Here is a 25,241-nt window from a genome sequence, read left to right on the forward strand (position 1 = left end):
CGGGTCATGGCACGCATCGGTGACGAGGGGTTCCTGCTGAAGTGCTCCTTCTGCGGGAAGACGCAGAAACAGGTCAGGAAGCTCATCGCCGGCCCGCCCGGCGTGCACATCTGCGACGAGTGCGTGGGGTTGTGCAACGAGCTGATCGAGGAGGAGCTGGCGGTCGTCACCGAGGCGCCGCTGGAGGAGCTGCCCAAGCCGGCGGAGATCCACCGTTTCCTCGACCAGTACGTGGTGGGGCAGGAGGCCGCGAAGCGCTCGTTGGCGGTGGCCGTCTACAACCACTACAAGCGCGTGTGGGGCATGGAGGACGACGACAAGGACGTCGAGGTCGCCAAGTCGAACATCCTGATGCTCGGGCCCACCGGCTGCGGCAAGACCTACCTCGTGCAGACCCTGGCGCGGCTGCTGAACGTCCCGTTCGCCATCGCCGACGCCACCGCCCTGACCGAGGCCGGCTACGTGGGCGAGGACGTCGAGAACATCCTGCTCAAGCTGCTGCAGGCCGCCGACTACGACGTGACCCGGGCCGAGACCGGCATCGTCTACATCGACGAGATCGACAAGATCGCCCGCAAGAGCGAGAACCCCTCCATCACCCGGGACGTCTCCGGCGAGGGCGTCCAGCAGGCGCTGCTGAAGATCCTGGAGGGCACGACGGCCTCGGTGCCGCCGCAGGGCGGGCGCAAGCACCCGCACCAGGAGTTCATCCAGATCGACACCTCCAACGTGCTGTTCATCGTGGCCGGCGCCTTCGCGGGCCTGGAGAACATCATCAACGACCGGGTGGGCCGGCGCGGGCTGGGCTTCGGCGCCCAGATCGAGCCGGTCACGGCGCGCGCGGACGGGGACGTCTTCGCCAGCGTCATGCCGGCCGACCTCGTCAAGTACGGGCTGATCCCGGAGTTCATCGGCCGGCTGCCGGTCATCGCCCGCGTCTCCAGCCTCGACAAGGCGGCCCTGCTCAAGACCCTGACCGAGCCGCGCAACGCCCTGGTCAAGCAGTACAAGAAGCTGTTCGAAATGGACCAGGTGGAGCTCGAGTTCAGCCGGGGCGCGTTGGAGGCGATCGTCGACCGGGCCATTCTGCGCGGAACGGGCGCCCGTGGTCTGCGCGGCATCATGGAGAACGTCCTGCGTCCGGTCATGTTCGACATACCGAGCCGCAGCGACGTCGTCAAGGTCGTCATCAACGAACGCACGGTCACCGAGAACCGCAGCCCGATGATCGTGACGCGGCCGCCCTTCTCCGAGGTGTCCGGCGGCCACTCCGCCTGACGGCAGCTGCTGCCCGACGGTCCGGGGGCCTGCGCCGCCGGCCGACGTACGGTACGTCGGCCGGCGGCGCAGGCCTTTCGCCGTTGTCCTTCTCGCCGTCACCGCGTCCCGCGCAGCTCCGTATCGATCACCGAGGCGATCCGGGCGAGTATCTCCGGCTTGAGGATGCCGGCGTGGGTGGTGGCCACCCGGTGGCAGACGACCTCACCGTCGACGTACGGGTGCCAGCTGCTGGCGTCCAGCACGGTGTCGGTCTCCTCCGTCGCCGCGAACAGCACCATGCGCGTGGCGACCCGTTCATGCCGGTAGCGCGCCGTGACGGCGATGTTGTTCTCCAGCACCCGCATGATGGTGAGGAATTCCTCCTCCTCGATGCTGCCGAGCACGGTGTTGGTGGTCCGGGCCAGCTCGGCGAACTCGTCGAAGCCCATCGGCCCGGCCGGCACCTGCTCCGTCCCGACGCCCAGCAGGTCGAGGATCCCCCGGTAGTACTCCTCGTGCGCGTGTTCCTCCAGCTCGCCCTCGTCGGCGGCCGGTTTGGCGTCCAGGCAGACGATCAGGGCGACCTCCTGGCCGCGCTCGCGCAGCCGGGCGGCCATGGCGTGGGCCACCACCCCGCCGAAGGAGTGGCCGAGCAGGTGGTACGGCCCCGACGGCTGCACCCGGAGCATCGCCTCGATGCAGTCGTCGGCCACCTCCTCCAGCGACCGCGGCAGGTCGTCGGGGTGCGCCAGGCCGCGGGCCTGCAGCCCGTACAGCGGGACGTCGGCGGCGAGGTGCGGCAGCAGGGCGGCGTAGTTCCAGCTCATGCCTCCACCGGAGTGCAGGCAGAACAGCGGCGGCCGGGCGCCCTTGGTGCGCAGCGGCAGCAGGACGTCGAAGGCGCTGGACCTCTCCCCCTCGCCGCCGAGCCGCTGCGCGAGCGCGGCCACCGTCGGTGCCTCGAACAGGGCCCGCAGGGGCAGCTCGACGCCCAGGACGTCACGGATGCGGCTGATCAGCCGGGTCGCCAGCAGGGAGTGCCCGCCCAGGTCGAAGAACCCGTCGTCGACCCCCACCCCCGGCACCGCCAGCACCTCGGTGAACAAGCCGCACAGCACCTCCTCCTGCGGGGTGCGCGGCGGCCGCGCCGGGCCGCCCCCGTAGTCCGGGGCGGGCAGGGCGCGCCGGTCGACCTTGCCGTTGGGGCTGAGGACGAGCTCGTCGAGGGCGACGACGGCCGCGGGCACCATGTACGCCGGGAGCCGCTCGCGCAGCGCCTCGCGCACGTCCGCGGCGGAGAAGGACTCCGGCTGCTCGGGCACGACGTACGCCACCAGGCGGGTGTCGCCCGCCGCGTGCCGGTCGGCGACGACGACGGCCTGCACGATGCCGGGCAGGCGCCGCAAGGCGGCCTGCACCTCGCCGGGTTCGACCCGGAAGCCGCGGATCTTGACCTGGTCGTCGGCGCGCCCGAGGAACTCCAGCTGGCCCTCGGCATTCCAGCGGACCACATCCCCCGTGCGGTACATCCGCTCGCCCGGGGCGCCGAAGGGGTGGGCGACGAAGCGCTCGGCGGTCAGCCCCGGCCGGCCCAGGTATCCCCGGGCCAGGCCGGCACCGGCCACGTACAACTCGCCCACCACGCCCCGCGGCACCAGGCGCAACCCGGCGTCCAGCACGAACCCGGACAGCCCGTACAACGGCCGGCCGATGGGCACGACCGGGGCCTCCCGCCCGGTCAGCGGCGTGCTCATGGCCGCCCCGACGGTCGACTCCGTGGGCCCGTACGCGTTGATCATGCGGCGGCCCGGGGCCCACCGGCCCACCAGGTCCGGCGGGCACGCCTCGCCCGCCACCAGCAGCACCTCCAGCCCGGCCAGCGCGCCGCCGGGCCCGTACCCGTCCAAGGTGGCCAGCACCGACGGCGGTAGCGTCACGTGCGTGACCTGTTGGCGCCGCATGGTCTCCTGCAACGCTTCACCCGCCAGCGCGTCCGCCGAAACCGCCACCAGGCTCGCCCCGGCGGCGAAGGCCATCACCAGCTCCCACACGGACACGTCGAAGCTGGGCGAGGCGAACTGCAGGACCCTGCTCTGCGATGTGAGGGCGAAGCCGTCCACTTGCGCCTTGGCCAGGTTGGCGATGCCGGCGTGGGTGACGGCCACCCCCTTGGGCCGGCCCGTGGAACCGGAGGTGTAGATGACGTACGCGGGGTGCGCGGGGTAGACGGTCACGTCGGGCGCCGTGTCCGGGTAGCGCGAGAGGTCCTCCCGCTCGGTCCATCCGTCGTCGAGCACCTGGGCGGGCTCCGCGTCCTGCAACATGAACGCGATGCGCTCGGCCGGATAGTCCGGGTCGACGGGCACGTAGGCCGCCCCGGCCTTCAGCACGCCCAGCACGGTCGCGACCAGCCCGGGGCCGCGCCGCATCAGCAGCGCCACGCGCCGCTCGGGCCCCACCCCGCGGTCGAGCAGGCAGTGCGCGATGCGGTTGGAGAGCCGGTCCAGCTCCCCGTACGACAGGTGTCCGGCGTCCCAGCGCAGCGCGACGGCGCCCGGATCCCGGGCCGCTGCCCGGGCGAAGAGCTCCGGCAGCGTCACCGCCGGCTCGTCGGACCGGTCGGCCCGCGACCACTCCAGCAGCTCTTCCCGCTCGCCGGCGCCCAGGATCTCCAGGGCACCGATCGGCCGCCCGGGATCCGCGACCGCCGCCCGCAGCAGCCGGGACCACCGGTCGGCGAGCACGCGCACGGTCTGCGCGTCGTAGAGGTCGGTGGCGTACTCGATCAGGCCGGTCAGCCCGGCGGGACGGCCCTCGTCGTCGAAGGTCTCGGCGACGCTGAAGAACACGTCGAACTTGGCCGACCCCACCCCGATCGGCTCCGTGCGCACGCGCAGCCCAGGCAGCTCGAACCGGGCGTCGTCGCCACTCTGCAGCACCAGCACCACCTGGAACAAGGGGTGATGAGCGGTGGACCGCTGAGGATTGAGCTTCTCGACGAGGTACTCGAAGGGCACGTCCTGGTGGGTGTAGGCCGCAAGGCTCGTCTCCCGGACGCGGGAGAGGAGGGTGGAGAAGGCGGGGTCGCCGGAGGTGTCGGTGCGCAGGACGAGGGTGTTGACGAAGAAGCCGACCAGATCGTCCAGCCCCTCGTCCCCCCGGCCGGCGACGGGCGAGCCCAAGGTGATGTCCTCGCCCGCCCCGAGCCGGGTGAGCAGCGCGGCCAGACCGGCCTGCAGCACCATGAAGAGCGTGGTGCCGGAGGCGCGGGCGAGTTCCTTGAGGGCGGCGTGCGTGCGGGCGTCGACCGCCAGCGGTGCCACGTCGCCCTGATGGGAGGCGACGGCCGGGCGGGGCCGGTCGGCCGGCACGGTCACCTGCTCGGGCAGAGCGGCGAGGTGGTCGGTCCAGTAGCGGGCCTGACGGACGAAGAGGCTGTCGGGATCGCTGTCGTCGCCGAGCACTTCGTGCTGCCAGAGCGTGTAGTCCGCGTACTGCACCGGCAGCGGCGACCACTGCGGCGCACCGCCCTCCAGCCGGGCCCCGTAGGCGGCCACCAGGTCACGTGCCAGCGGCCCCATCGACCAGCCGTCGCCCGCGATGTGGTGGACGACGAGCACCAGGACCGACTCCTCCGGCCCCACGGACAGCAGCCGGGCGTGCACGGGGATCTCCCGGTCGAGCGCGAATCCGTACCGCACGGTCTCGCGCACCCCCTCCGCCACCTGCTCCTCCCGCACCGGCACGACGGGCAGCGGGAGACGGGCCTCCTGCGGGGTGAGGACGTGCTGCCGGGGGCGGCCGTCGGTGTCGGGGAAGACCGTACGCAGCGGCTCGTGACGGGAAATCACGTCGTTGAGGGCTGCCTCCAGGGCCGGCACGTCCAGCTGTCCGGTCAGGCGTAGGGCGAGCGGCATGTTGTAGGTCGAGGAGGGCCCCTCGAACTTGTACAGGAACCACAGCCGCTGCTGCGCGAACGACAAGGGCAGGACGGCGGGACGCGGACGGGGGGCGAGGGCGGTACGGGCGGTGTCCGACGCGGCGCCCACGTGCTGGGCCAGGCCGGCCACCGTCGGTACGTCGAACAGCGTCCGCAGGGCGATGTCCGCGCCCAGCACGCTGCGGATGCGGCTGACGAGGCGAGTCGCCAGCAGGGAGTGCCCGCCGAGGTCGAAGAAGTCGTCGTCGATGCCGACCTCGGGCACGCCCAGCACATCCGCGAAGAGCGCGCAGAGGGCCTCCTCCTGCGGCGTGCGCGGCGCCCGTCGCGTGCCGGATCCGTAGTCCGGCGCGGGCAGCGCGGCCCGGTCCACCTTGCCGCTGGGGGTGAGCGGCAGGGCGTCCAGGACGACGACGGCCGACGGCACCATGTGCGCGGGCAGCCGGGTGCGGAGGACGTCGCGGAGGGAGGTGCTGAGGGAGGCGGACGAGGAGAGCCGCCCGTCGAGAGCGGGGGTCGGCACGACGTAGGCGACGAGGCGGGTGTCGTGTTCCTGGTGCCGGCGTGCCACGACGACGGCCTGGGCGACGCCCGGTTGGGCGTGCAGGACGGATTCCACTTCGCCGGGCTCGATACGGAAGCCCCGGATCTTCACCTGGTCGTCGGTCCGGCCCAGGAACTCCAGCTGACCGTCGCCCGCCCAGCGCACCAGATCGCCGGTCCGGTACATCCGCTCACCCGAGGCATGGAGGCAGGCCACGAACCGTTCAGCGGTCAGGTCGGGGCGGCCGAGGTAGCCGCGGGCCAGGCCGGGCCCGGCAACGTACAGCTCGCCGGGTACGCCGGGAGGGACGAGGCCGAGGCCCTCGTCGAGGACCAGGAGCCGTACGCCGGGGACGGGACCGCCCACGGGTGCTCGGTGGCCGGACAACGGGCGGCTCATCGCCACAGCGACTGTGGCCTCCGTCGGGCCGTAGGCGTTGACCATGCGACGCCCCGGGGACCAGGCCGCTACCAGCTCGGGCGGGCACGCTTCCGCGCCGACGATCAGCGTTTCCAGCTGCGGCAACCGTTCCGGGGCGCCAGCGGGCAGCGACATCAACACGGACGGCGGCAGGAACGCGTGCGTGACCCCGCCGGCCGACAGCAGGGACTCCAGCTCCTCCCCCGCCAGCTGCGCACGATCCGCTGCCACGATCAACGCCGCACCCGACGACAACGCCAGCAGCATTTCGAGAACCGACGCATCGAAACTCAGAGAGGCTGCCCGCAGCACCCGGGCGCCCGGGCGAATGCCAGACCGCTCCCGCAGCCCTGTCGCCAACCCCGCCAAGCCCTGATGCGAGACCACCACACCCTTCGGCGTGCCCGTCGAACCCGACGTATAGATCACATACGCCGGATGCTGCGGCAACCACCGCACCACAGGCCCCGAATCGCGCCGCGTCGCCAGCGCCTCGGCCAAGGCCGCGTCGTCGAGAACGACGGCGGCGTTGGAATCGGCGAGCAGCCGACGGATGCGTTCGGCGGGGTAGTCGGCATCCACGGGTACGTACGCCGCGCCCGCCTTCAGCACGCCCAGCACCGCGGCCACCTGCCCCGCACCCGCAGGCACCGACACCGCCACCACGTCCTCCGGGCCGACCCCGCGCTCGATCAACCACCACGCGACCCGGCTCGCCCGTACGTCGAGTTGCGCGTACGTCCACGTGGTGTCCCCCTCCACCACGGCCACCGCACCCGCATCGGCCCGCACCCGCTCCTCGAACAGGGCAGGCCACGTCCGCTGCGGGCCCGGTTCTCCGCCGGCGCCCCAGTCGTCGAGGAGGCGCTCCCGCTCGTCCTCGGTGAGGACCGGTAGGGCGCTGATCGGCCGGCCCGGTGCGGCTGCGGCAGCTGCCAGCAGCCGTACCCAGCGCGCCACGAGCGCCTCCACCGTCCCCCGGTCGTACAGATCCTTGGCGAACTCCACAACACCTTGAACACCGGCCGGATCGCCCGCGTTGCCGAAGGACTCCGACAGGCTCAGCGTCAGATCGAACTGCGAGCCTGCGGCGCCCGGGTCCTGGTACTGCGCACGAAGTCCGGGCAGCTCGAAGTGGACGTCTGCGGTGTTCTGCAGGGCCAGCATGACCTGGACGAGCGGGTGACGGGCCGTCGTGCGGTGCGGGTTGAGCTTCTCGACGAGGTACTCGAAGGGCACGTCCTGGTGGGTGAAGGCCGCCAGACTCGTCTCCCGCACCTGCTCCAGCAGGTCGGTGAACGTGGGGTCGCCGGAGGTGTCCGTGCGCAGGACGAGGGTGTTGACGAAGAAGCCGACCAGGTCGTCCAGCCCCTCGTCCGTACGCCCGGCGATCGGCGAACCGACGGCGATGTCGGTGCCCGCCCCGAGCCGGGTGAGGAGAGCGGCCAGGCCGGCGTGCAGCACCATGAACAAGGTGGTGCCGCTGGTACGCGCCAGCTCCCTCAGCGCCTCGTGCGCCCGCGCGTCGAGCGAGAAGGAGAGGGTGTCGCTCTCGTACGAGGCGACGGGCGGCCGCGGATGGTCGGCCGGTACCGTCACCTGCTCGGGCAGAGCGGCGAGGTGGTCGGTCCAGTAGCGGGCCTGGCGGGCGAAGACGCTGTCGGGATCGCTGTCGTCGCCGAGCAGTTCGTGCTGCCAGAGGGTGTAGTCCGCGTACTGCACGGGCAGCGGCGCCCACTGCGGCGCCTCGCCCGCCACACGCGCCGCGTACGCAACGGCCAGGTCGCGTGCCAGCGGTCCGGAGGACCAGCCGTCGCCCGCAATGTGGTGCAGGGCCAGCACCAGCACCCATGCGTCCGTTCCTTCCCCCACGGACAGCAGTCGGGCGAGGAACGGAATCTCCCGGTCAAGGGCGAACCCGTGCCGGACGATCTCATGGATCCGGGTGCGGACGGCCTCCCCCTCGTCGACCTGCTCGACGGGCAGCCGCAGTCGGGCCTCCTGCGGGGTGAGGACGTGCTGCCGGGGACGGCCGTCGGTGTCGGGGAAGACCGTCCGCAACGACTCATGGCGGGCGACCACGTCGTTGAGGGCGGCCTCCAGGGCCGGTACGTCCAGCTGCCCGGTGAGCCGGAGGGCCAGCGGCATGTTGTAGGTCGAAGACGGCCCCTCGAACTTGTACAGGAACCACAACCGCTGCTGCGCGAACGACAAGGGCAGGACGGCGGGGCGCGGACGGGGGGCGAGGGCGGTACGAGGCGCGTCGGCACTCCGCAGCTGCCGTACCAGCCGGGCCACGGTGGGGGCGTCGAAGAGGGTGCGGAGGGGCACTTCGGCGCCGAGGGTGGTGCGGATCCTGTTGATGAGTTTGGTGGCGAGGAGGGAGTGCCCGCCGAGGTCGAAGAAGTCGTCGTCGATCCCCACCTCCGCCAGGCCCAGCACCTCCGCGAACAGCCCGCACAGGATCTCCTCCTGCGGCGTGCGCGGCGCCCGCCGCGCGCCCGAGCCGTAGTCCGGCGCGGGCAGCGCGGCCCGGTCCACCTTGCCGCCGGTGGTGAGGGGCAAGGCGTCGAGGGCGACGATCGCCGACGGCACGAGGTGGGCCGGGAGCACCTCCTTGAGCGTGTGCCGCAGGTCGGTGACCAGTTCGCCGGTGCCGCGGGCGCGGGCCGGGTCGCTGACGAGCGCCGACAACGGCCGCTCGGCGACGGGCGCGTACGTCCCTGTGAATGCCCGGGACTCGTCGGAGTACGGGACGAGCACCGCGTCGTACCGGTCCACCTCCTGGGGGTTCCAGGTGAGGAGGGCCCGGCACCCCTGCTGCGCGGCCCAGCGGTGAACAGCTTCCGGATCCGGCCCTGCGTCCTCAGTCACCTCGGCCAGCAGCTCACGGATGCGCTGCACCGGCGCGCTGCCGGCCGCTGCCCGCGCGGCGGCGACCTCGCCGGTCAGGCGGGGGTTGGGGATGCCGGTGATGCGGACGGGGCCGGTGGCGGTGGCGTCGTCCAGGGTACTGATGTCCTGGCCCCAGGTGAGGCTCGGGACAGTGGAAACGTCTGTGGCTTCTCGGGATTTGTGAAGGGTGACCTCGTAGCGGTGACGGGTGAGTTCGTTGTGGCTGGTGCCGCGCTTGAGACGAACGTCGACCGCGATGTGCCGGGCAGCGGCCCAGGTGGTGAAGAAGCCGGGATCGAGGAGAAGTTCCTTCTCGGTGACCACTGCCTGCTCGACCGCTGCCCGAAGGTGATTGGTGTCCGTGGCGTGGGGGGCGTGGACGGCGGTGTGGAAGGCACGGACCGAACCACGGTGGCGGACGTCACCGACCAGGATCCGGCCGCCATCGGCCACGAGCTGCCATGCCTGCTCCAGGACACGCTGCAGGTAGTGGTGGTCGGGGAAGTACTGGACGACCGAGTTGACCACGATCGTGTCGAAGAAACCCGCCGGCAGATCAGTGAAGTCGTCGGCAGGACGGCACAACAGCTGCACGTGCTCCCAGCCAGCCGCGGCGACCTGCGCACTCAACCGGTCGATGACAGCCGGGGAGAAATCGGTGGCCCAATAGGAGTCGACCCCACCCGCCACGCGCCCCAGCAACAGGCCCGAACCTACACCGATCTCCAGCACCCGCCGCGGCTGTCGCTCACACACACGCGCCACAGCAGCATCCCGCCACTCCCGCATCTCACTCAGTGGAATCGGTTCACCGGTGTAGGAGCTGTTCCAGCCGGCGAAGTCCTCACCCAGCACCTCCGAATCCGGCCGGGCATACACCGACTCGTAGATCTCCTGCCATTCATCGACCTGCTCTCCGGCGAACGCGCTGTCCCCACCACCGTCCGAGCCGGACGGCACGATGTAGGCGACGAGGCGGGTGTCGTGTTCCTGATGCCTGCGCGCCACGACGACGGCCTGGGCCACGCCGGGCTGGGCGCGCAGGACGGACTCCACCTCGCCGGGCTCGATACGGAAGCCCCGGATCTTCACCTGGTCGTCGGTCCGGCCCAGGAACTCCAGCTGACCGTCGCCCGCCCAGCGCACCAGATCGCCGGTCCGGTACATCCGCTCACCCGGCACATAAGGACAGGCCACGAACCGCTCGGCAGTCAGATCGGGACGCCCACCGTAACCACGCGCCAGAGCGGGCCCGGCAACATACAACTCGCCCGCAACACCCTGTGGAACCACCCCCAGCCGCTCGTCGAGGACCAGCAGCCGCACCCCGGGAACGGGGGCACCCACCGGCGCGCGCTCTCCCGTCAGCGGGCGGCTCATCGCCACCGCCACCGTGGCCTCGGTCGGACCGTACGCATTCACCATGCGACGGCCCTCCGACCAAGCGGCGACCACCTCCGGCGGGCACGCTTCCGCACCCACCATCAGCGTTTCCAGCTGCGGCAACCGTTCCGACGCACTGGCAGGCAGCGACATCAACACCGACGGCGGCAGGAAGGCATGCGTGACCCCGCTGCCGGACAGCAGCGACTCCAGCCCCTCCCCCGCCAGCTGCCCACGATCCGTCGCCACCACCAACGCCGCACCCGACGACAACGCCAGCAGCATCTCCAACACCGACGCATCGAAGCTCAGCGACGCCGCCCGCAACACCCGCGCCCCCGGCCGGACCCCCGACCTCTCCCGCAGCCCCGCAGCCAACCCCGCCAAGCCCTGATGCGAGACCACCACACCCTTCGGCGTCCCCGTCGAACCCGACGTATAGATCACATACGCCGGATGCTGCGGCAACAACCGCACCACCGGCCCCGAGTCGCGCTGCATCGCCAGCGCCTCGGCCAAAGCCGCGTCGTCGAGGACCACCGCAGCACCCGCATCGTCCAGCACCTGCCGAACGCGTTCCGCCGGGTACTCCACGTCCACCGGCAGGTACGCCGCCCCCGCCTTCAGCACCCCCAGCACCGCAGCCACCTGCCCCGCACCCGCAGGCACCGACACCCCCACCACGTCCTCCGGGCCGACCCCACGCTCGATCAACCACCACGCAACGCGATCGGCACGGGCGTCCAACTCCCCGTACGACCAGGCGGTGTCCCCCTCCACCACCGCAACCGCACCCGCATCGGCCCGCACCCACTCCCCGAACAGCGCCGGCCAACTCCGCGGCTCCGCCACCCCACCGACGCCCCACTCACGCAGGAGGCGCTCCCGCTCCCCGCCCGCCAGGACCTCCAGCTCGCCGATCGCCCGCCCCGGCTCCGCCGCCGCTTCCGCCAGCAGCCGCACCCACCGGGCCGCGAACGCCTCCGCCGTCCCCCGCTCGTACAGGTCGGTGGCGAACTCCACGAAGCCCGTGACTCCGGCCGGGCGGCCCGCCTCGTCGAAGGTCTCGGAGACGCTCACAGTGAGGTCGAACTTCGATGTGCCGGTGCCGAGGGGTTCGGTGCGGACCTGCAGGTCCGGCAGGTCGAAGCGGCCCTCTTCGTTGTTCTGCAGCACCAGCGCCACCTGGAACAACGGATGCCGCCCCGCCGACCGCTGCGGATTGAGACGCTCCACCAGATACTCGAACGGGACCTCCTGATGCGCGAACGCCGCCAGACTCGACTCCCGCACCCGCTCCAGCAACTCACCGAACGACGGGTTCCCCGCCGTGTCCGTCCGCAGCACCACCGTGTTCACGAAGAATCCGACGAGATCGTCGAGGGCCTCGTCCGTGCGCCCGGCCACACCGCTGCCGACCGCGATGTCGGTGCCCGCGCCCAGCCGGGTCAGCAGCGCGGCCAGCCCCGCGTGCAGCACCATGAACAGCGTCGTGCCCGAAGAGCGCGCCAGCTGCCGCAGGGCGTCGTGCGTCTGCGGCCCGAGGTCGACGCGGATCGCGTCACCGGCGTACGAGGCCACGGCGGGCCGGGGCCGGTCGGCAGGGACGGTCACTCCGTCCGGCAGGCCGGCCAGCCGTTCCTCCCAGTACCGGAACTGCTGCCCGAACAGACTTCCCGGATCCGACTCCTCGCCCAGCACTTCACGCTGCCACACCGTGTAGTCCGCGTACTGCACCGGCAGCGCCGACCACTCCGGTCCGGCACCTCCCGCCCGCCGCGCCCCGTACGCCGCCACGACATCCCGCGCCAGCGGCCCCATGGACCAGCCGTCACCCGCAATGTGGTGAATGACGAGCACCAGCACCGACTCCTGCGGCCCCAGCACGAGCAACCGCGCCCGCACCGGCATCTCGCGCTCCAGGCGGAAGCCGAGGCGCGCGGTCTCCTCCACCGCCTGCCGGAGCCGGTGTTCGGCGATCCGCTCGACCGGCAGGTCGAGCCGCGCCTGCTGCGGGGCGAGGACGTGCTGGTACGGGTGACCGTCCCGTTCGGGGAACCGGGTGCGCAGCGGCTCGTGGCGGGCGATCACGTCGTTGAGGGCGGCTTCCAGCGCCGCCACGTCGAGCTGCCCGGTGAGGCGCAGGGCGAGGGGCATGTTGTAGGTCGCCGAGGGGCCTTCGAGCTGGTGGAGGAACCACAGCCGCTGCTGCGCGTACGACAGTGGCAGCCGCTGCGGCCGTGGCCGCGTGGTGAGTGCGGCGCGGACGTCGCCGGGGGCGAGGTGGCGGGCGAGCCGGGCGACGGAGGGTGCGTCGAAGAGGGTGCGCAGGGGCACTTCGGCGCCCAGGGCGCGGCGGATGCGGCTGACGAGCCGGGTCGCCAGCAGGGAGTGCCCGCCGAGGTCGAAGAAGTCGTCGTCGATTCCCACCTCACCGAGCCCCAGCACCTCGGCGAAGAGCGCGCAGAGGATCTCCTCCTGCGGCGTGCGCGGCGCCCGTCGCGTGCCCGGCCCGTAGTCCGGCGCGGGCAGCGCGGCGCGGTCCACCTTGCCGTTCGGGCTCAGCGGGAAGGCGTCCAGCACCACGATCGCCGACGGGACCATGTAGCCGGGCAGCCGCTCGCGCAAGACCTCGCGCACGCCGGCGTCCGACAACCGCGCGCCGTCCTCCGGTACGACGTACGCGACCAGCCGCCTGTCGTCGTCCTGGTGGTCGCGGGCGACGACGAGGGCCTGGGCGACGCCGGGCGCGCGGCGCAGTTGGGCCTCGATCTCGCCGGGTTCGACGCGGAAGCCGCGCACCTTGACCTGGTCGTCGGCCCGGCCGAGGTACTCCAGCTGTCCGTCGGAGTTCCAGCGGACGACGTCGCCGGTGCGGTACATGCGTTCGCCCGGCGCGGTGGCGTACGGGTCGGCGACGAACCGTTCGGCGGTGAGCCCGGGGCGGCCGAGGTAGCCGCGGGCCAGGGCGGGGCCGGCCACGTACAGCTCGCCGCGCACGCCCGGCGGGACGGGCCGCAGCCGGTCGTCGAGGACGTGGACGCGGGCGCCGGTCACCGGGCGGCCGATGGGCGCGCCGGCTCCGGTGAGCGGTCCGCTGGTGGTGGCGTAGACGGTGGTCTCGGTGGGCCCGTAGGCGTTGACCATCCGGCGGCCGGGCGCCCAGCGCCGGACGAGGTCGGGCGGGCAGGCCTCGCCCGCGACGACGACGCAGGCGAGGTCGGGCAGGGCGTCCTCGGTGCCGGGCGGCAGGGTCTGCAGGACGGAGGGCGGGATGAAGAGGTGGCTGATGCGCTGATCGGCGAGGACGCGGGCGAGTTCGTCCCCCGCGAGCCGGTCGGTGCCGGGCAGGACGAGGGTGGCGCCGGCGGTGAAACCCATCAGCAGTTCCATCACCGACACGTCGAAGCTGGGCGAGGTGAACTGCAGGATGCGGCTGCCGGCCGCCACGGCGAAGCGGTCGAGTGTGGCGGCGAGTGCGGGCAGTCCGGCGTGGGTGACGGTGACGCCCTTGGGGTGCCCGGTGGAGCCGGAGGTGTAGATGACGTACGCGGGGTGGTCGGCGCTCGCCCGCACACGGCAGGCGGCGTCGAGCGGGTCGGCGTCCGGTTGGTCGCTCAGTTCGGCGACGACGGCCGGGGCGTCGAGGAGGACGACCTCGGTGGGCAGGCCGGCCGGGAGGCGCTCGGCGATGGCGCGGGTGGTGAGGAGCGCGGCCGGTGCGGCGTCGGCGAGCACGGTGGCGATGCGTTCGGCCGGGTGGTCCGGGTCGACGGGCAGGTGGGCCGCTCCGGCCTTGAGGATGCCGAGGACGGCCGTGATGTGCAGCACGGTGCGGGGTGCGGCGAGGGCCACGATCCGCTCGGTTGCCGTGCCCGTTGGCGTGCCCGGCCACCGGCCCAGGAGCCAGTGGGCGATCCGGTTGGAGCGGGCGTTGAGTTCGGCGTAGGTGAGGGAGCCGGCGGCGTCGGTCAGCGCGGTGGCGTCGGGGGTGGCACGGACCTGTCGTTCGATGAGTGCCGGGAGGGGCAGGGGGGCCGCGGGATCGTCGTTGGTGCCCCAGTGGGTGAGCAGGAGTGCGTGTTCTTCGGCGGTGAGCACGGGCAGCGCGCCGACGGGTTCGTCCGGTGCGGCTGCCGCGGCGTCGAGGAGGCGGGCCCATCGGGCGGCCAGGGCCTCGACGGTGGCGGGTGCGTACAGGTCGGTGGCGTAGTCGATGATGCCGGTGAGCCCGGCGGGGTTGCCGTCGGCGTCGAAGGTCTCGGCCAGGTTGACGGTCAGGTCGAACTGGGAGCCGCCGGGGCCGGGCTGTTCGAGGCGGGTGTGGAGTCCGGGGAGCCCGAAGGTGACGTACGCGGTGTTCTGCAGGGCGAGCATGATCTGGACGAGCGGGTGGTGGGCGGTCGTGCGGCGGGGGTTGAGCTTCTCGACGAGGTACTCGAACGGCACGTCCTGGTGCGTGAAGGCCGCCAGGCTCGTCTCCCGCACCTGCTCCAGCAGATCGGCGAACGTGGGGTCGCCGGAGGTGTCGGTGCGCAGCACGAGGGTGTTGACGAAGAAGCCCACCAGGTCGTCGAGCTGCTCGTCGGTACGCCCGGCGATCGGTGAGCCCACGGCGATGTCGGTGCCCGCGCCCAGCCGGGTCAGCAGGGCGGCCAGGCCGGCGTGCAGCACCATGAAGAGCGTGGTGTCGCTGGTACGCGCCAGCTCCTTCAGTGCCGCGTGCGTCCGCGCGTCCCAGGCGAACCGGAACTCCGCCCCCCGGTAGGAGGCGACGGGCGGCCGCGGATGGTCGGCCGGGACGGTCACCAGCTCGGGGAGGCCGGCGAGGTGGTCGGTCCAGTAGCGGGCCTGGCGGGCGAAGACGCTGTCGGGATCGCTGTCGTCGCCGAGCAGTTCGTGCTGCCAGAGGGTGTAGTCCGCGTACTGCACCGGCAGCGGCCCCCACTGCGGCGCATCGCCCCGCGTGCGGGCTGCGTACGCGCTCGCCAGGTCGTCGGCCAGCGGTCCCATCGACCAGCCGTCGCCCGCGATGTGGTGCAGGACGAGGACGAGTACGGCGACGCCGGGAGCGGTGGCGAGCAGCCGGGCGTGGACGGGCATCTCCCGGTCGAGGGCGAAGTGATGGCGGGCGACCTCGTCCATGCGGGCCGCGAGCTCCTGCTCGGCGACGTCCTCGACGGGCAGCCGCAGCCGGGCCTCCTGCGGGGTGAGGACGTGCTGCCGGGGGCGGCCGTCGGTGTCGGGGAAGACCGTCCGCAACGGCTCGTGACGGAAGATCACGTCGTTGAGGGCTGCCTCCAGCGCCGCCACGTCCAGCTGCCCGGTCAGGCGCAGGGCCAGCGGCATGTTGTACGTCGACGACGGCCCCTCGAACTTGTACAGGAACCACAACCGCTGCTGCGCGAACGACAACGGCAGGACGTCCGGCCGCGGACGAGGAGCAAGGGCGGTACGGGCAGTGTCCGGCCGGCCGCCGATGTGCCGGGCCAGACCGGCCACTGTCGGTAGGTCGAACAGCGTCCGCAGGGCGATGTCCGCGCCCAGCACGCTGCGGATGCGGCTGACGAGCCGGGTCGCCAGCAGGGAGTGCCCGCCGAGGTCGAAGAAGTCGTCGTCGATTCCCACCTCCGCCAGGCCCAGCACATCGGCGAAGAGCGCGCACAGGATCTCCTCCTGCGGCGTGCGCGGCGCCCGCCGCGTGCCGGATCCGTAGTCCGGCGCGGGCAGCGCGGCCCGGTCCACCTTGCCGCTGGGGGTGAGGGGGAAGGCGTCCAGCACCACGATCGCCGACGGGACCATGTAGCCGGGCAGCCGCTCGCGCAAGACCTCGCGCACCGCCGCCTCCGAGAACCGGGCTCCGTCCTCGGGCACGACGTGGGCGATCAGGCGGTTGTCGCCGTCCTGGTGCTCGTGGGCGGTGACCAGGGCCTGGACGACGCCGGGCGCGCGGCGCAGCTCGGCCTCGATCTCGCCGGGTTCGACGCGGAAGCCGCGCACCTTGACCTGGTCGTCGGCCCGGCCGAGGTACTCCAGCCGGCCGTGGGCGTTCCAGCGGACGAGGTCGCCGGTGCGGTACATGCGCTCGCCCGGGGCATGGGGGCAGGCGAGGAACCGTTCGGCGGTCAGGTCGGGGCGGCCGAGGTAGCCGCGGGCCAGGCCGGGTCCGGCCACGTACAGCTCGCCGGGCACGCCCGGCGGCAGCAGGTCGAGCCGGTCGTCCAGGACGTACGCGGACAGGCCGGGCAGCGGGTGCCCGATGGGCACCGGCGCGGTGTCGTGGCCGGTGAGGACGTGCATGGCGGCGCCGACCGTGGATTCCGTCGGCCCGTAGGCGTTGATCATCCGGCGGCCGGGGGCCCAGCGCCCGGCCAGGTCGGGCGGGCAGGCCTCACCCGCCACGGCGAGCGTGCGCAGGCCGGGCAGGACGCCGGTCCCGTCCCCGGCCCCGGTCCCGTCCCCGTCGGCGGCACGGCCCGCGGCCCGGTCGGCGAGCTCCAGGGTGGCCAGGACAGAGGGCGGCAGCGTCGCGTTCGTCACCCGCTGCCGGCGGATCTCGTCGGCGAGTTCGGGTCCGGCCAGACCCGTGCGGTCGGGCAGCACGAGGGTGGCGCCGCCGGAGAAGGTGGTGACCAGCTCGGAGACCATCGCGTCGAAGCTGGACGGGGAGAACTGCAGCACGCGGTCCCCCGTCCCCAGCCCGAACGCCTGCCGCTTGGCAGCGGCCAGCCCGGCGATGCCCAGGTGGGTGACCTCGACGCCCTTCGGCCGGCCGGTGGAACCGGAGGTGTAGATGACGTACGCGGCCTGCGCCGGGTCGACGGCGACGCCGGGGTCGGTGGCGGGGAACCGGCCGAGGTCCTCCTGCGCCCAGGCGTCGTCGAGCACGACGGAGGGGGCGCAGTCGCCGAGCATGTGCGCCCGGCGCTCGGCCGGGTAGTCGGGGTCGACCGGTACGTAGGCGGCGCCGGTCTTGAGCACTCCGAGGAGGGCGGCGACCAGCGCGGGTCCGCGCCGCATCAGCAGGGCCACGCGGTGCCCGGGCCCGATGCCCCGCTGGAGGAGGCAGTGGGCGATGCGGTTCGACCAGCGGTCCAGGCCGGCGTACGGGATCTCGCGGTCGCCGGCGACGAGCGCGACCGCGTCCGGGGTGCTGCGGGCGGCCCGGCCGAACAGCTGCGGCAGGGTGAGCGGAGCAGGTGTCCCCGTCCTCCCGGCGCCCGACCACTCCAGCAGCCGGGCGCGCTCGGCGCGGGAGAGGATGTCCAGCGCGCCGACGGGCCGCCCCGGCTGCTGCGCGGCGGCGGCGAGCAGCCGTACGAAGCGCTCGCCGAACGCCTCGACGGTGGCCGGTTCGTACAGGTCGGTGGCGTACTCGACGAATCCGCTCACCCCCGCCGGGCTGCCGTCCTCGTCGAAGGTCTCGCCGATGTTGACGAGCAGGTCGAACTGCAGACCGCTCTGGCCGGGGTTCTCCAGCCGGGCCCGCAGCCCGGGAAGGTCGAAACGGACGTCGTCGGTGTTCTGAAGAGTGAGCATGACCTGGACGAGGGGGTGGTGGGCGGTGGTGCGCTGCGGGTTGAGCTTCTCGACGAGGTACTCGAAGGGCACATCCTGGTGGGTGAAGGCGGCGAGGCTTGTCTCCCTGACTTGCTGCAGGACGTCGGTGAACGTGGGATCGCCGGAGGTGTCGGTGCGCAGGACGAGGGTGTTGACGAAGAAGCCGACCAGGTCGTCGAGCTGCTCGTCCGTACGCCCGGCGATCGGCGAACCGACGGCGATGTCGGTGCCCGCCCCGAGCCGGGTGAGGAGAGCGGCCAGGCCGGCGTGCAGCACCATGAAGAGGGTGGTGTCGGTGGCCCGGGCGAGTTCCTTGAGGGCGGCGTGGGTGCGGGCGTCGAGGGCGAAGGGCAGCATGGCGCTGTCGTACGAGGCGACGGGCGGCCGCGGCCGGTCGGCGGGGACGGTCACCAGCTCGGGGAGAGCGGCGAGGTGGTCGGTCCAGTAGCGGGCCTGGCGGGCGAAGACGCTGTCGGGATCGCTGTCGTCGCCGAGCAGTTCGTGCTGCCAGAGGGTGTAGTCCGCGTACTGCACCGGCAGTGGCGCCCACTGCGGCGCCCGGCCCTGGAGCCGGGCCGTGTACGCAGTGGCGAGGTCCTCGGCCAGCGGGGTCATCGACCAGCCGTCAGTGGCGATGTGATGGACGACGAGCACCAGCACCCACGCGTCCGGACCGGCACCGAGCAGCGTGGCCCGTACGGGCAGGTCCCGGTCGAGCGCGAAGGTGTGGTGGGCCAGCTCGCGGATGCGCGCGTCCAGGCGCGCGCCGGACGCCCCGACGTCCTCGACCGGCAGAGCCGGACGTGCCTCGCCCGGCGGCAGGACGAGCTGGTGCGGCCGGCCGTCGACGTCCGGGTACAGGGTGCGCAGCGGCTCGTGCCGGGCCACCACGTCGCCGAGGGCGGCGGCGAGGGCGGCCGTGTCGAGATCCCCGCTCAGCCGGAGGGCGAGGGGGATGTTGTACATCGCCGACGGGCCTTCGAGCTGATGCAGGAACCACAGCCGCTGCTGCGCGAACGACAAGGGCAGGAGGTCCGGGCGCGGACGCGCGACGGGCGCCGTACGGGCCGCCCCGCCGGCGCGCAGCTCCTGGGCCAGGCGGGCCACGGTGGGGGCGTCGAAGAGGGTGCGCAGGGGCACTTCGGCGCCGAGGGTGGTGCGGATCCTGTTGATGAGTTTGGTGGCGAGGAGGGAGTGGCCGCCGAGGTCGAAGAAGTCGTCGTCGATCCCCACCTCGGGCACGCCCAGCACGCCCGCGAAGAGGGTGCAGAGGATCTCCTCCTGCGGGGTACGCGGTGCGCGTCGCGGGCCCGAAGTCGCCACGACGTGGGCCGGGTCGGGCAGGGCCGACTTGTCGACCTTGCCGCTGGGGGCGAGGGGCAGTGCGTCGAGGGCGACGACCGCCGACGGCACGAGGTGGGCCGGGAGCCGGGAGGAGAGCGCGGCCCGCAGCGTGGTCACCAGCTCGCCGGCGGAACGGGCCCGGGCGGGAGCGTTGGCGTAGGCCGCGAGCGGCCGCTCGGTGGGCGGAACGTAGGTACCGGTGAGGGGGGTGGAGGCATGGCCGGGCAGGAGGACCAGGTCGACGTCGTCCAGCCGCTGCGGGTTCCACGTGACGGCTGCCCGGAAGCCCCGCTCCTCGGCCCGGCGCAACAGCGCCTCGGGATCGACGGCGTGCTGCCGGCCGCCCTCCGCCAGACGGCGCTGCAGGAGGTGTACGGACAGGCCGGCCGCCAACCCCTCGGCGGCGGCGACCTCGCCGGTCAGGCGGGGGTTGGGGATGCCGGTGATGCGGACGGGGCCGGTGGCGGTGGCGTCGTCCAGGGAGGTGATGTCCTGGCCCCAGGTGAGGGTGGGGATGTGGGATACGTCGGTTGCGGTCGCGGTTTTGTGGAGGGTGACTTCGTAGCGGTGGCGGGTGAGTTCGTTGTGGTTGGTGCCGCGCTTGAGATGGATGTCGACCGCGATGTGTCGGGCAGCGGCCCAGGTGGTGAAGAAGCCGGGATCGAGGAGAAGTTCCTTCTCGGTGACCACTGCTTGTTCCACTGCGGCGCGGAGGTGGTTGGTGTCGGGGGCGTGGGGGGCGTGGATGGCGGTGTGGAAGGCGCGGACCGAGCCACGGTGGCGGACGTCACCGACCAGGATCCGGCCGCCGTCGGCCAGGAGCTGCCATGCCTGGTCGAGAACACGCTGCAGGTAGTGGTGGTCGGGGAAGTACTGGACGACCGAGTTGACCACGATCGTGTCGAAGAAACCCTGCGGCAGATCAGTGAAGTCGTCGGCAGGACGGCACAACAGCTGCACGTATTCCCAGCCGGCCGCGGTGACCTGCGCGCTCAACCGGTCGATGACAGCCGGGGAGAAGTCGGTGGCCCAGTAGGACTCCACGTCGGCTGCTACGTGCCCCAACAGCAGGCCGGATCCGACACCGATCTCCAGCACCCGTCGGGGCTGCTGCTCACGGATACGGGCCACGGCAGCATCGCGCCATTCCCGCATCTCGGGCAGCGGTATCGGTTCACCGGTGTAGGAGCTGTTCCAGCCGGCGAAGTCCTCACCCAGCACCTCCGAATCCGGCCGGGCATACACCGACTCGTAGATCTCCTGCCACTCCCCCACTTGCTCGGCAACGGGTTCGGCGGTGGGGACGACGTAGGCGACAAGGCGGGCGTCGTGTCCCTGGTACCGGCGCGCCACGACGACGGCCTGGGCCACGCCGGGCTGAGCACGCAGAACGGATTCCACTTCGCCGGGCTCGATACGGAAGCCCCGGATCTTCACCTGGTCGTCGGTCCGGCCCAGGAACTCCAGCTGACCGTCACCCGCCCAGCGCACCAGGTCGCCGGTCCGGTACATCCGCTCACCCGAGGCTTGGGGGCAGGTCACGAACCGTTCAGCGGTCAGGTCGGGGCGGCCGAGGTAGCCGCGGGCGAGGCCCGGCCCCACAACGTACAGCTCCCCTGGCACCCCGGGAGGAACGAGGCCGAGGCGCTCGTCCAGCACCATCAGCCGCACGCCGGGAGCGGGACCGCCTATGGGCGCACGGGTGCCGGACAGCGGGCGGCTCATCGCCACCGCCACTGTGGCTTCTGTCGGGCCGTAGGCGTTGACCATGCGACGCCCCGGGGACCAGGCCGCCACCGCCTCCGGCGGGCACGCTTCCGCGCCGACGATCAGCGTTTCCAGCCGCGGCAACCGCTCCGGGGCACCGGCAGGCAGCGACATCAACACCGACGGCGGCAGGAAGGCATGTGTGATCCCGCTGCCGGACAGCAGCGACTCCAACTCCTCCCCAGCCAGCTGCGCACGATCCGTCGCCACCACCAACGCCGCACCCGACGACAACGCCAGCAGCATCTCGAGAACCGACGCATCGAAACTCAGCGACGCGGCCCGCAGCACCCGGGCTCCCGGGCGAATGCCAGACCGCTCCCCCAGCCCTGCCGCCAGCCCCGCCAAGCCCTGATGCGAGACCACCACGCCCTTCGGCGTGCCCGTCGAACCCGACGTATAGATCACGTATGCCGGATGCTGTGGCAACAACCGCACCACGGGCTCGGAGTCGCGCTGCGTCGCCAGCGCATCCTCCAGAGCCGCGTCGTCGAGAACGACCCCGGCCCCCGCGTCGACGAGCAGCTGCTGTATTCGTTCAGCGGGGTACTCCATGTCCACCGGCAGGTACGCCGCTCCCGCCTTCAGCACCCCCAGCACCGCGGCCACCTGCCCCGCACCCGCAGGCACCGACACCCCCACCACGTCCTCCGGGCCGACCCCGCGCTCGATCAGCCACCACGCGACCCGGTTCGCACGGGCACTCAGCTCGGCGTACGTCCACGTGGTGTCCCCCTCCACCACGGCCACCGCACCCGCATCGGCCCGCACCCGCTCCTCGAACAGCGCCGGCCAGCTGCGCGACTCCGCTACCCCACCGGCGCCCCACTCGCCGAGCAGGCGCTGCCGCTCGTCATCGGCAAGCAGCCGCAGTTCGCCGATCGTCCGTCCCGACTCCGCCGCCGCTTCCGCCAGCAGCCGCACCCACCGGGCCGTGAACGCCTCCGCCGTCCCCCGCTCGTACAGGTCCGTCGAGTACTCGACGTACCCTTCGAGGCCCGCCGGTTCGCCCGCGTCGTCGAAGGTCTCCGAGAGGCTCAGCGTCAGGTCGAACTTGGAGGTGCCGGTACCGATTTCCTCCGTGTGGACCTGCAGGTCCGGCAGGTCGAAGCGGCCCTCTTCGTTGTTCTGCAGCACCAACGCCACCTGGAACAACGGATGCCGACCCGCCGACCGCTGCGGATTGAGACGCTCCACCAGATACTCGAACGGCACCTCCTGATGCGCGAACGCCGCCAGACTCGACTCCCGCACCCGCTCGAGCAACTCACCGAACGACGGGTTCCCCGCCGTGTCCGTCCGCAGCACCACCGTGTTCACGAACAGCCCGACGAGATCGTCGAGGGCCTCGTCCGTGCGTCCCGCCACCGGGGAACCGACCGCGATGTCGGTGCCGGCGCCCAGCCGGGTCAGCAGCGCAGCGAGACCGGCATGCAGCACCATGAACAGCGTCGTGCCCGAGGCCCTGGCCAGTGCCTGCAGCTGCGCATGGGTGGTGGCGTCGAGGGCGAGGCGCAGCCGGTCGCCGGCCCAGCTTCCCGCTTCCGGGCGGGGGTGGTCGGGCGGCAGGGTCACGGTCTCGGGCAGGCCGGCCAGCCGCTCCTCCCAGTAGCGGAACTGCTGCCCGAGCAGGCTCCCCGGATCCGACTCCTCGCCCAGCACTTCGCGCTGCCACACCGTGTAGTCCGCGTACTGCACCGGCAGCGCCGACCACTCCGGCCCGGCGCTGCCCGCCCGCCGTGCCGCGTACGCCGCCACGATGTCCCGGGCCAGCGGCCCCGAGGACCAGCCGTCACCCGCAATGTGGTGAATGACCAGCAGCAGTACCGACTTCTGCGGCCCCACGGTCAGCAGCCGGGCGCGTACGGGAATGCCGGTGGCCAGATCGAAGGGGTGGCGGGCAGCGCTGTGCAGTGCCTCGCCGAGTTCGTGCTCCGGCAGGGCGCGGTGGTGCAGGTCCACCGTGGCCTGTTCCGGCGGCAGGATGTGCTGGTGGACGCCGTCGGCGGTCTCGGTGAACAGGGTGCGCAGGGGCTCGTGGCGGGCGACGACGTCGTTGAGGGCGGCCTCCAGGGCGGCCGTGTCGAGGTCGCCTGTCAGCCACAGCGCGAGGGGCATGTTGTACGTCGCCGAGGGGCCTTCGAGCTGGTGGAGGAACCACAACCGCTGCTGCGCGTACGACAGCGGCAGCCGCTCCGGCCGGGGCCGGGGAACAAGCCGGGGAACAAGCCGGGGAACAACAGGGGCACGGTCGGCACGGTCGGCGCCCGGTGTGGTGCCGAGCAGTCCGGCCAGGCCGGCCACCGTGGGCGTCTCGAAGAGGGCCCGCAGGGGCAGCTCGGTGTCGAAGGTGCTGCGGATGCGGCTGATGAGCCGGGTGGCGAGGAGGGAGTGGCCGCCGATGTCGAAGAAGTTGTCGTCGATGCCGACCTCCGGCACGCCCAGCACGTCCGCGAAGAGGGCGCACAGCGTCTCCTCGCGGGGGGTGCGTGGCCTGGCGTGGGCGGAAAGGACGCCGGGTGCGGGGGAATCGGGGTCGGGCAGCGCCGTGCGGTCGATCTTGCCGTGGGCGGTGAGCGGGAGGGCGGGCAGGACGACGACCGCGGCGGGGACGAGGTGGTCGGGCAGCAGGGCCCGGAGGTGGTCGCGGAGGGTGTCGGGCGTGAGGGTGGCATCGGGTTCGGGGACGGCGTAGCCGATCAGGCGCAGGTCCCGGCCGTCGTGGTCGGCGGGGCGGGTGGTGACGGCGGCCTGGGCCACGCCGGGCAGGCCGGCGAGGGCGGTCTCCAGCTCGCCGGGTTCGGTGCGGATGCCGCGGATGCGCACCTGGTCGTCGGTGCGGCCGAGGAAGACGATCCGGCCGTCGTCGGTCCGGCGGCCGAGGTCGCCCGTGCGGTACATGCGGGTGCCGTCGGCACGGAAGGGGTCGGCGACGAAGCGCTCGGCGGTCAGGTCGTGGTGGCCGGGGTAGCCGCGGGCCACGCCGGGGCCGGCGACATAGAGTTCGCCGGCCCGGCCGGCGGTGACAGGGCGCAGGGCGTCGTCCAGGACGTACACGCGGGCGTCGGCGACGGGGGCACCGATGGGGGGCGGGCCGTCGTCGGGGCGCAGGGGGGTGCTGAGGGTGGTGGCGACCGAGCATTCGGTGGCGCCGTAGCCGTTGATGAGCCGTACCCGGTCCGACCAGCGTGCGACGAGGTCGGGCGGGCAGGGTTCGCCGCCGGTGTTGACAGTGGTGAGGTCGGGCAGCCGGTCCGGGGCGTCGGGGGGCAGGGTGGCCAGGACGGGGACGGGGAGGGTGACGTGGGTGATGCGGTGGCGGGCGAGGGCGTCGGCGAGGTCGGTGCCGAGGAGGCCCTCGTCGTGTGCGTCGCGCGGGACGACGAGGGTGCCGCCGGTGGCGAAGGCGGTGAGCATCTCCCAGACGGCGACGTCGAAGGTGGCGGGGGCGAACTGCAGGATGCGCGCGGGCCGGTGGGCGGTGTAGTGGCGCACGATGGTGGTGACCAGGCTGGCGAGGCCGGTGTGGGGGACGCCGACGGGCTTGGGGCGGCCGGTGGAGCCGGAGGTGTACATCAGGTAGGCGAGGTTCCGGTGGTGCAGCGGTGAGCGGCGGTCCTCGTCGCGGGGTGCGGTGGGGGCGTACGGCGAGCGGGCGCCGGTCGCGTCGGGGTCGTCGACGCGGGCGACGGGGGTGCCGGGTGGCACGGGCAGGGGCGTCGTGGCGTGGGTGAGGACGAGGGCGGGTGCGGCGTCGGCGAGGAGGTGGGCCAGGCGTTCGGCGGGTTGTCGCGGGTCCAGGGGGAGGTAGGCGGCGCCGGCCTTGAGGATGCCGAGGAGGGCCGCGGTGTGGGTGGTGCCGCGGGGCAGGGCGATGCCGACGACGTCCTCCGGGCCGGTGCCGCGGTCGATGAGCCAGTGGGCGATGCGGTTGGCGTGCGCGTCGAGTTCGGCGTACGTCCACGTCGTGTGCCCGTCGGTGAGGGCCGGCGCGTCGGGCGTGACGGCGGCCCGGGCCTCGAAGACCTCGGGGAGGGTCAGCGGGGGGTGGGCTGCGGCCGGCGCGTCGGCATGGCTCATGAAGAATTCACTCCCCTGGTGAGGAACACATGGCGTGGAACGGGAATG

The 25,241-nt window shown here is 72.7% G+C and carries 2 protein-coding genes; one reads left to right on the forward strand and one right to left on the reverse strand.

What is annotated here, in order from left to right; all coding sequences use genetic code 11:
- Window positions 1-6 precede the first annotated feature (6 nt).
- The gene (gene clpX, locus ABD361_RS07560; protein WP_344434035.1) at window positions 7-1,278 is read left to right on the forward strand and encodes an ATP-dependent Clp protease ATP-binding subunit ClpX; all 1,272 of its coding nucleotides are present in this window, start codon (window positions 7-9) and stop codon (window positions 1,276-1,278) included.
- Between the two features lie 98 nt (window positions 1,279-1,376).
- Here the strand turns inward: clpX and ABD361_RS07565 are convergent, their stop codons facing one another.
- A complete protein-coding gene (locus ABD361_RS07565) occupies window positions 1,377-25,193 on the reverse strand; it encodes a non-ribosomal peptide synthetase (protein ID WP_344434036.1) in 23,817 nt (7,938 codons plus the stop codon).
- Window positions 25,194-25,241: the final 48 nt, after the last annotated feature.

The organism is Streptomyces luteosporeus (genome assembly GCF_039532865.1).
GTDB classification, from domain to species: Bacteria; Actinomycetota; Actinomycetes; order Streptomycetales; family Streptomycetaceae; genus Streptomyces; species Streptomyces luteosporeus.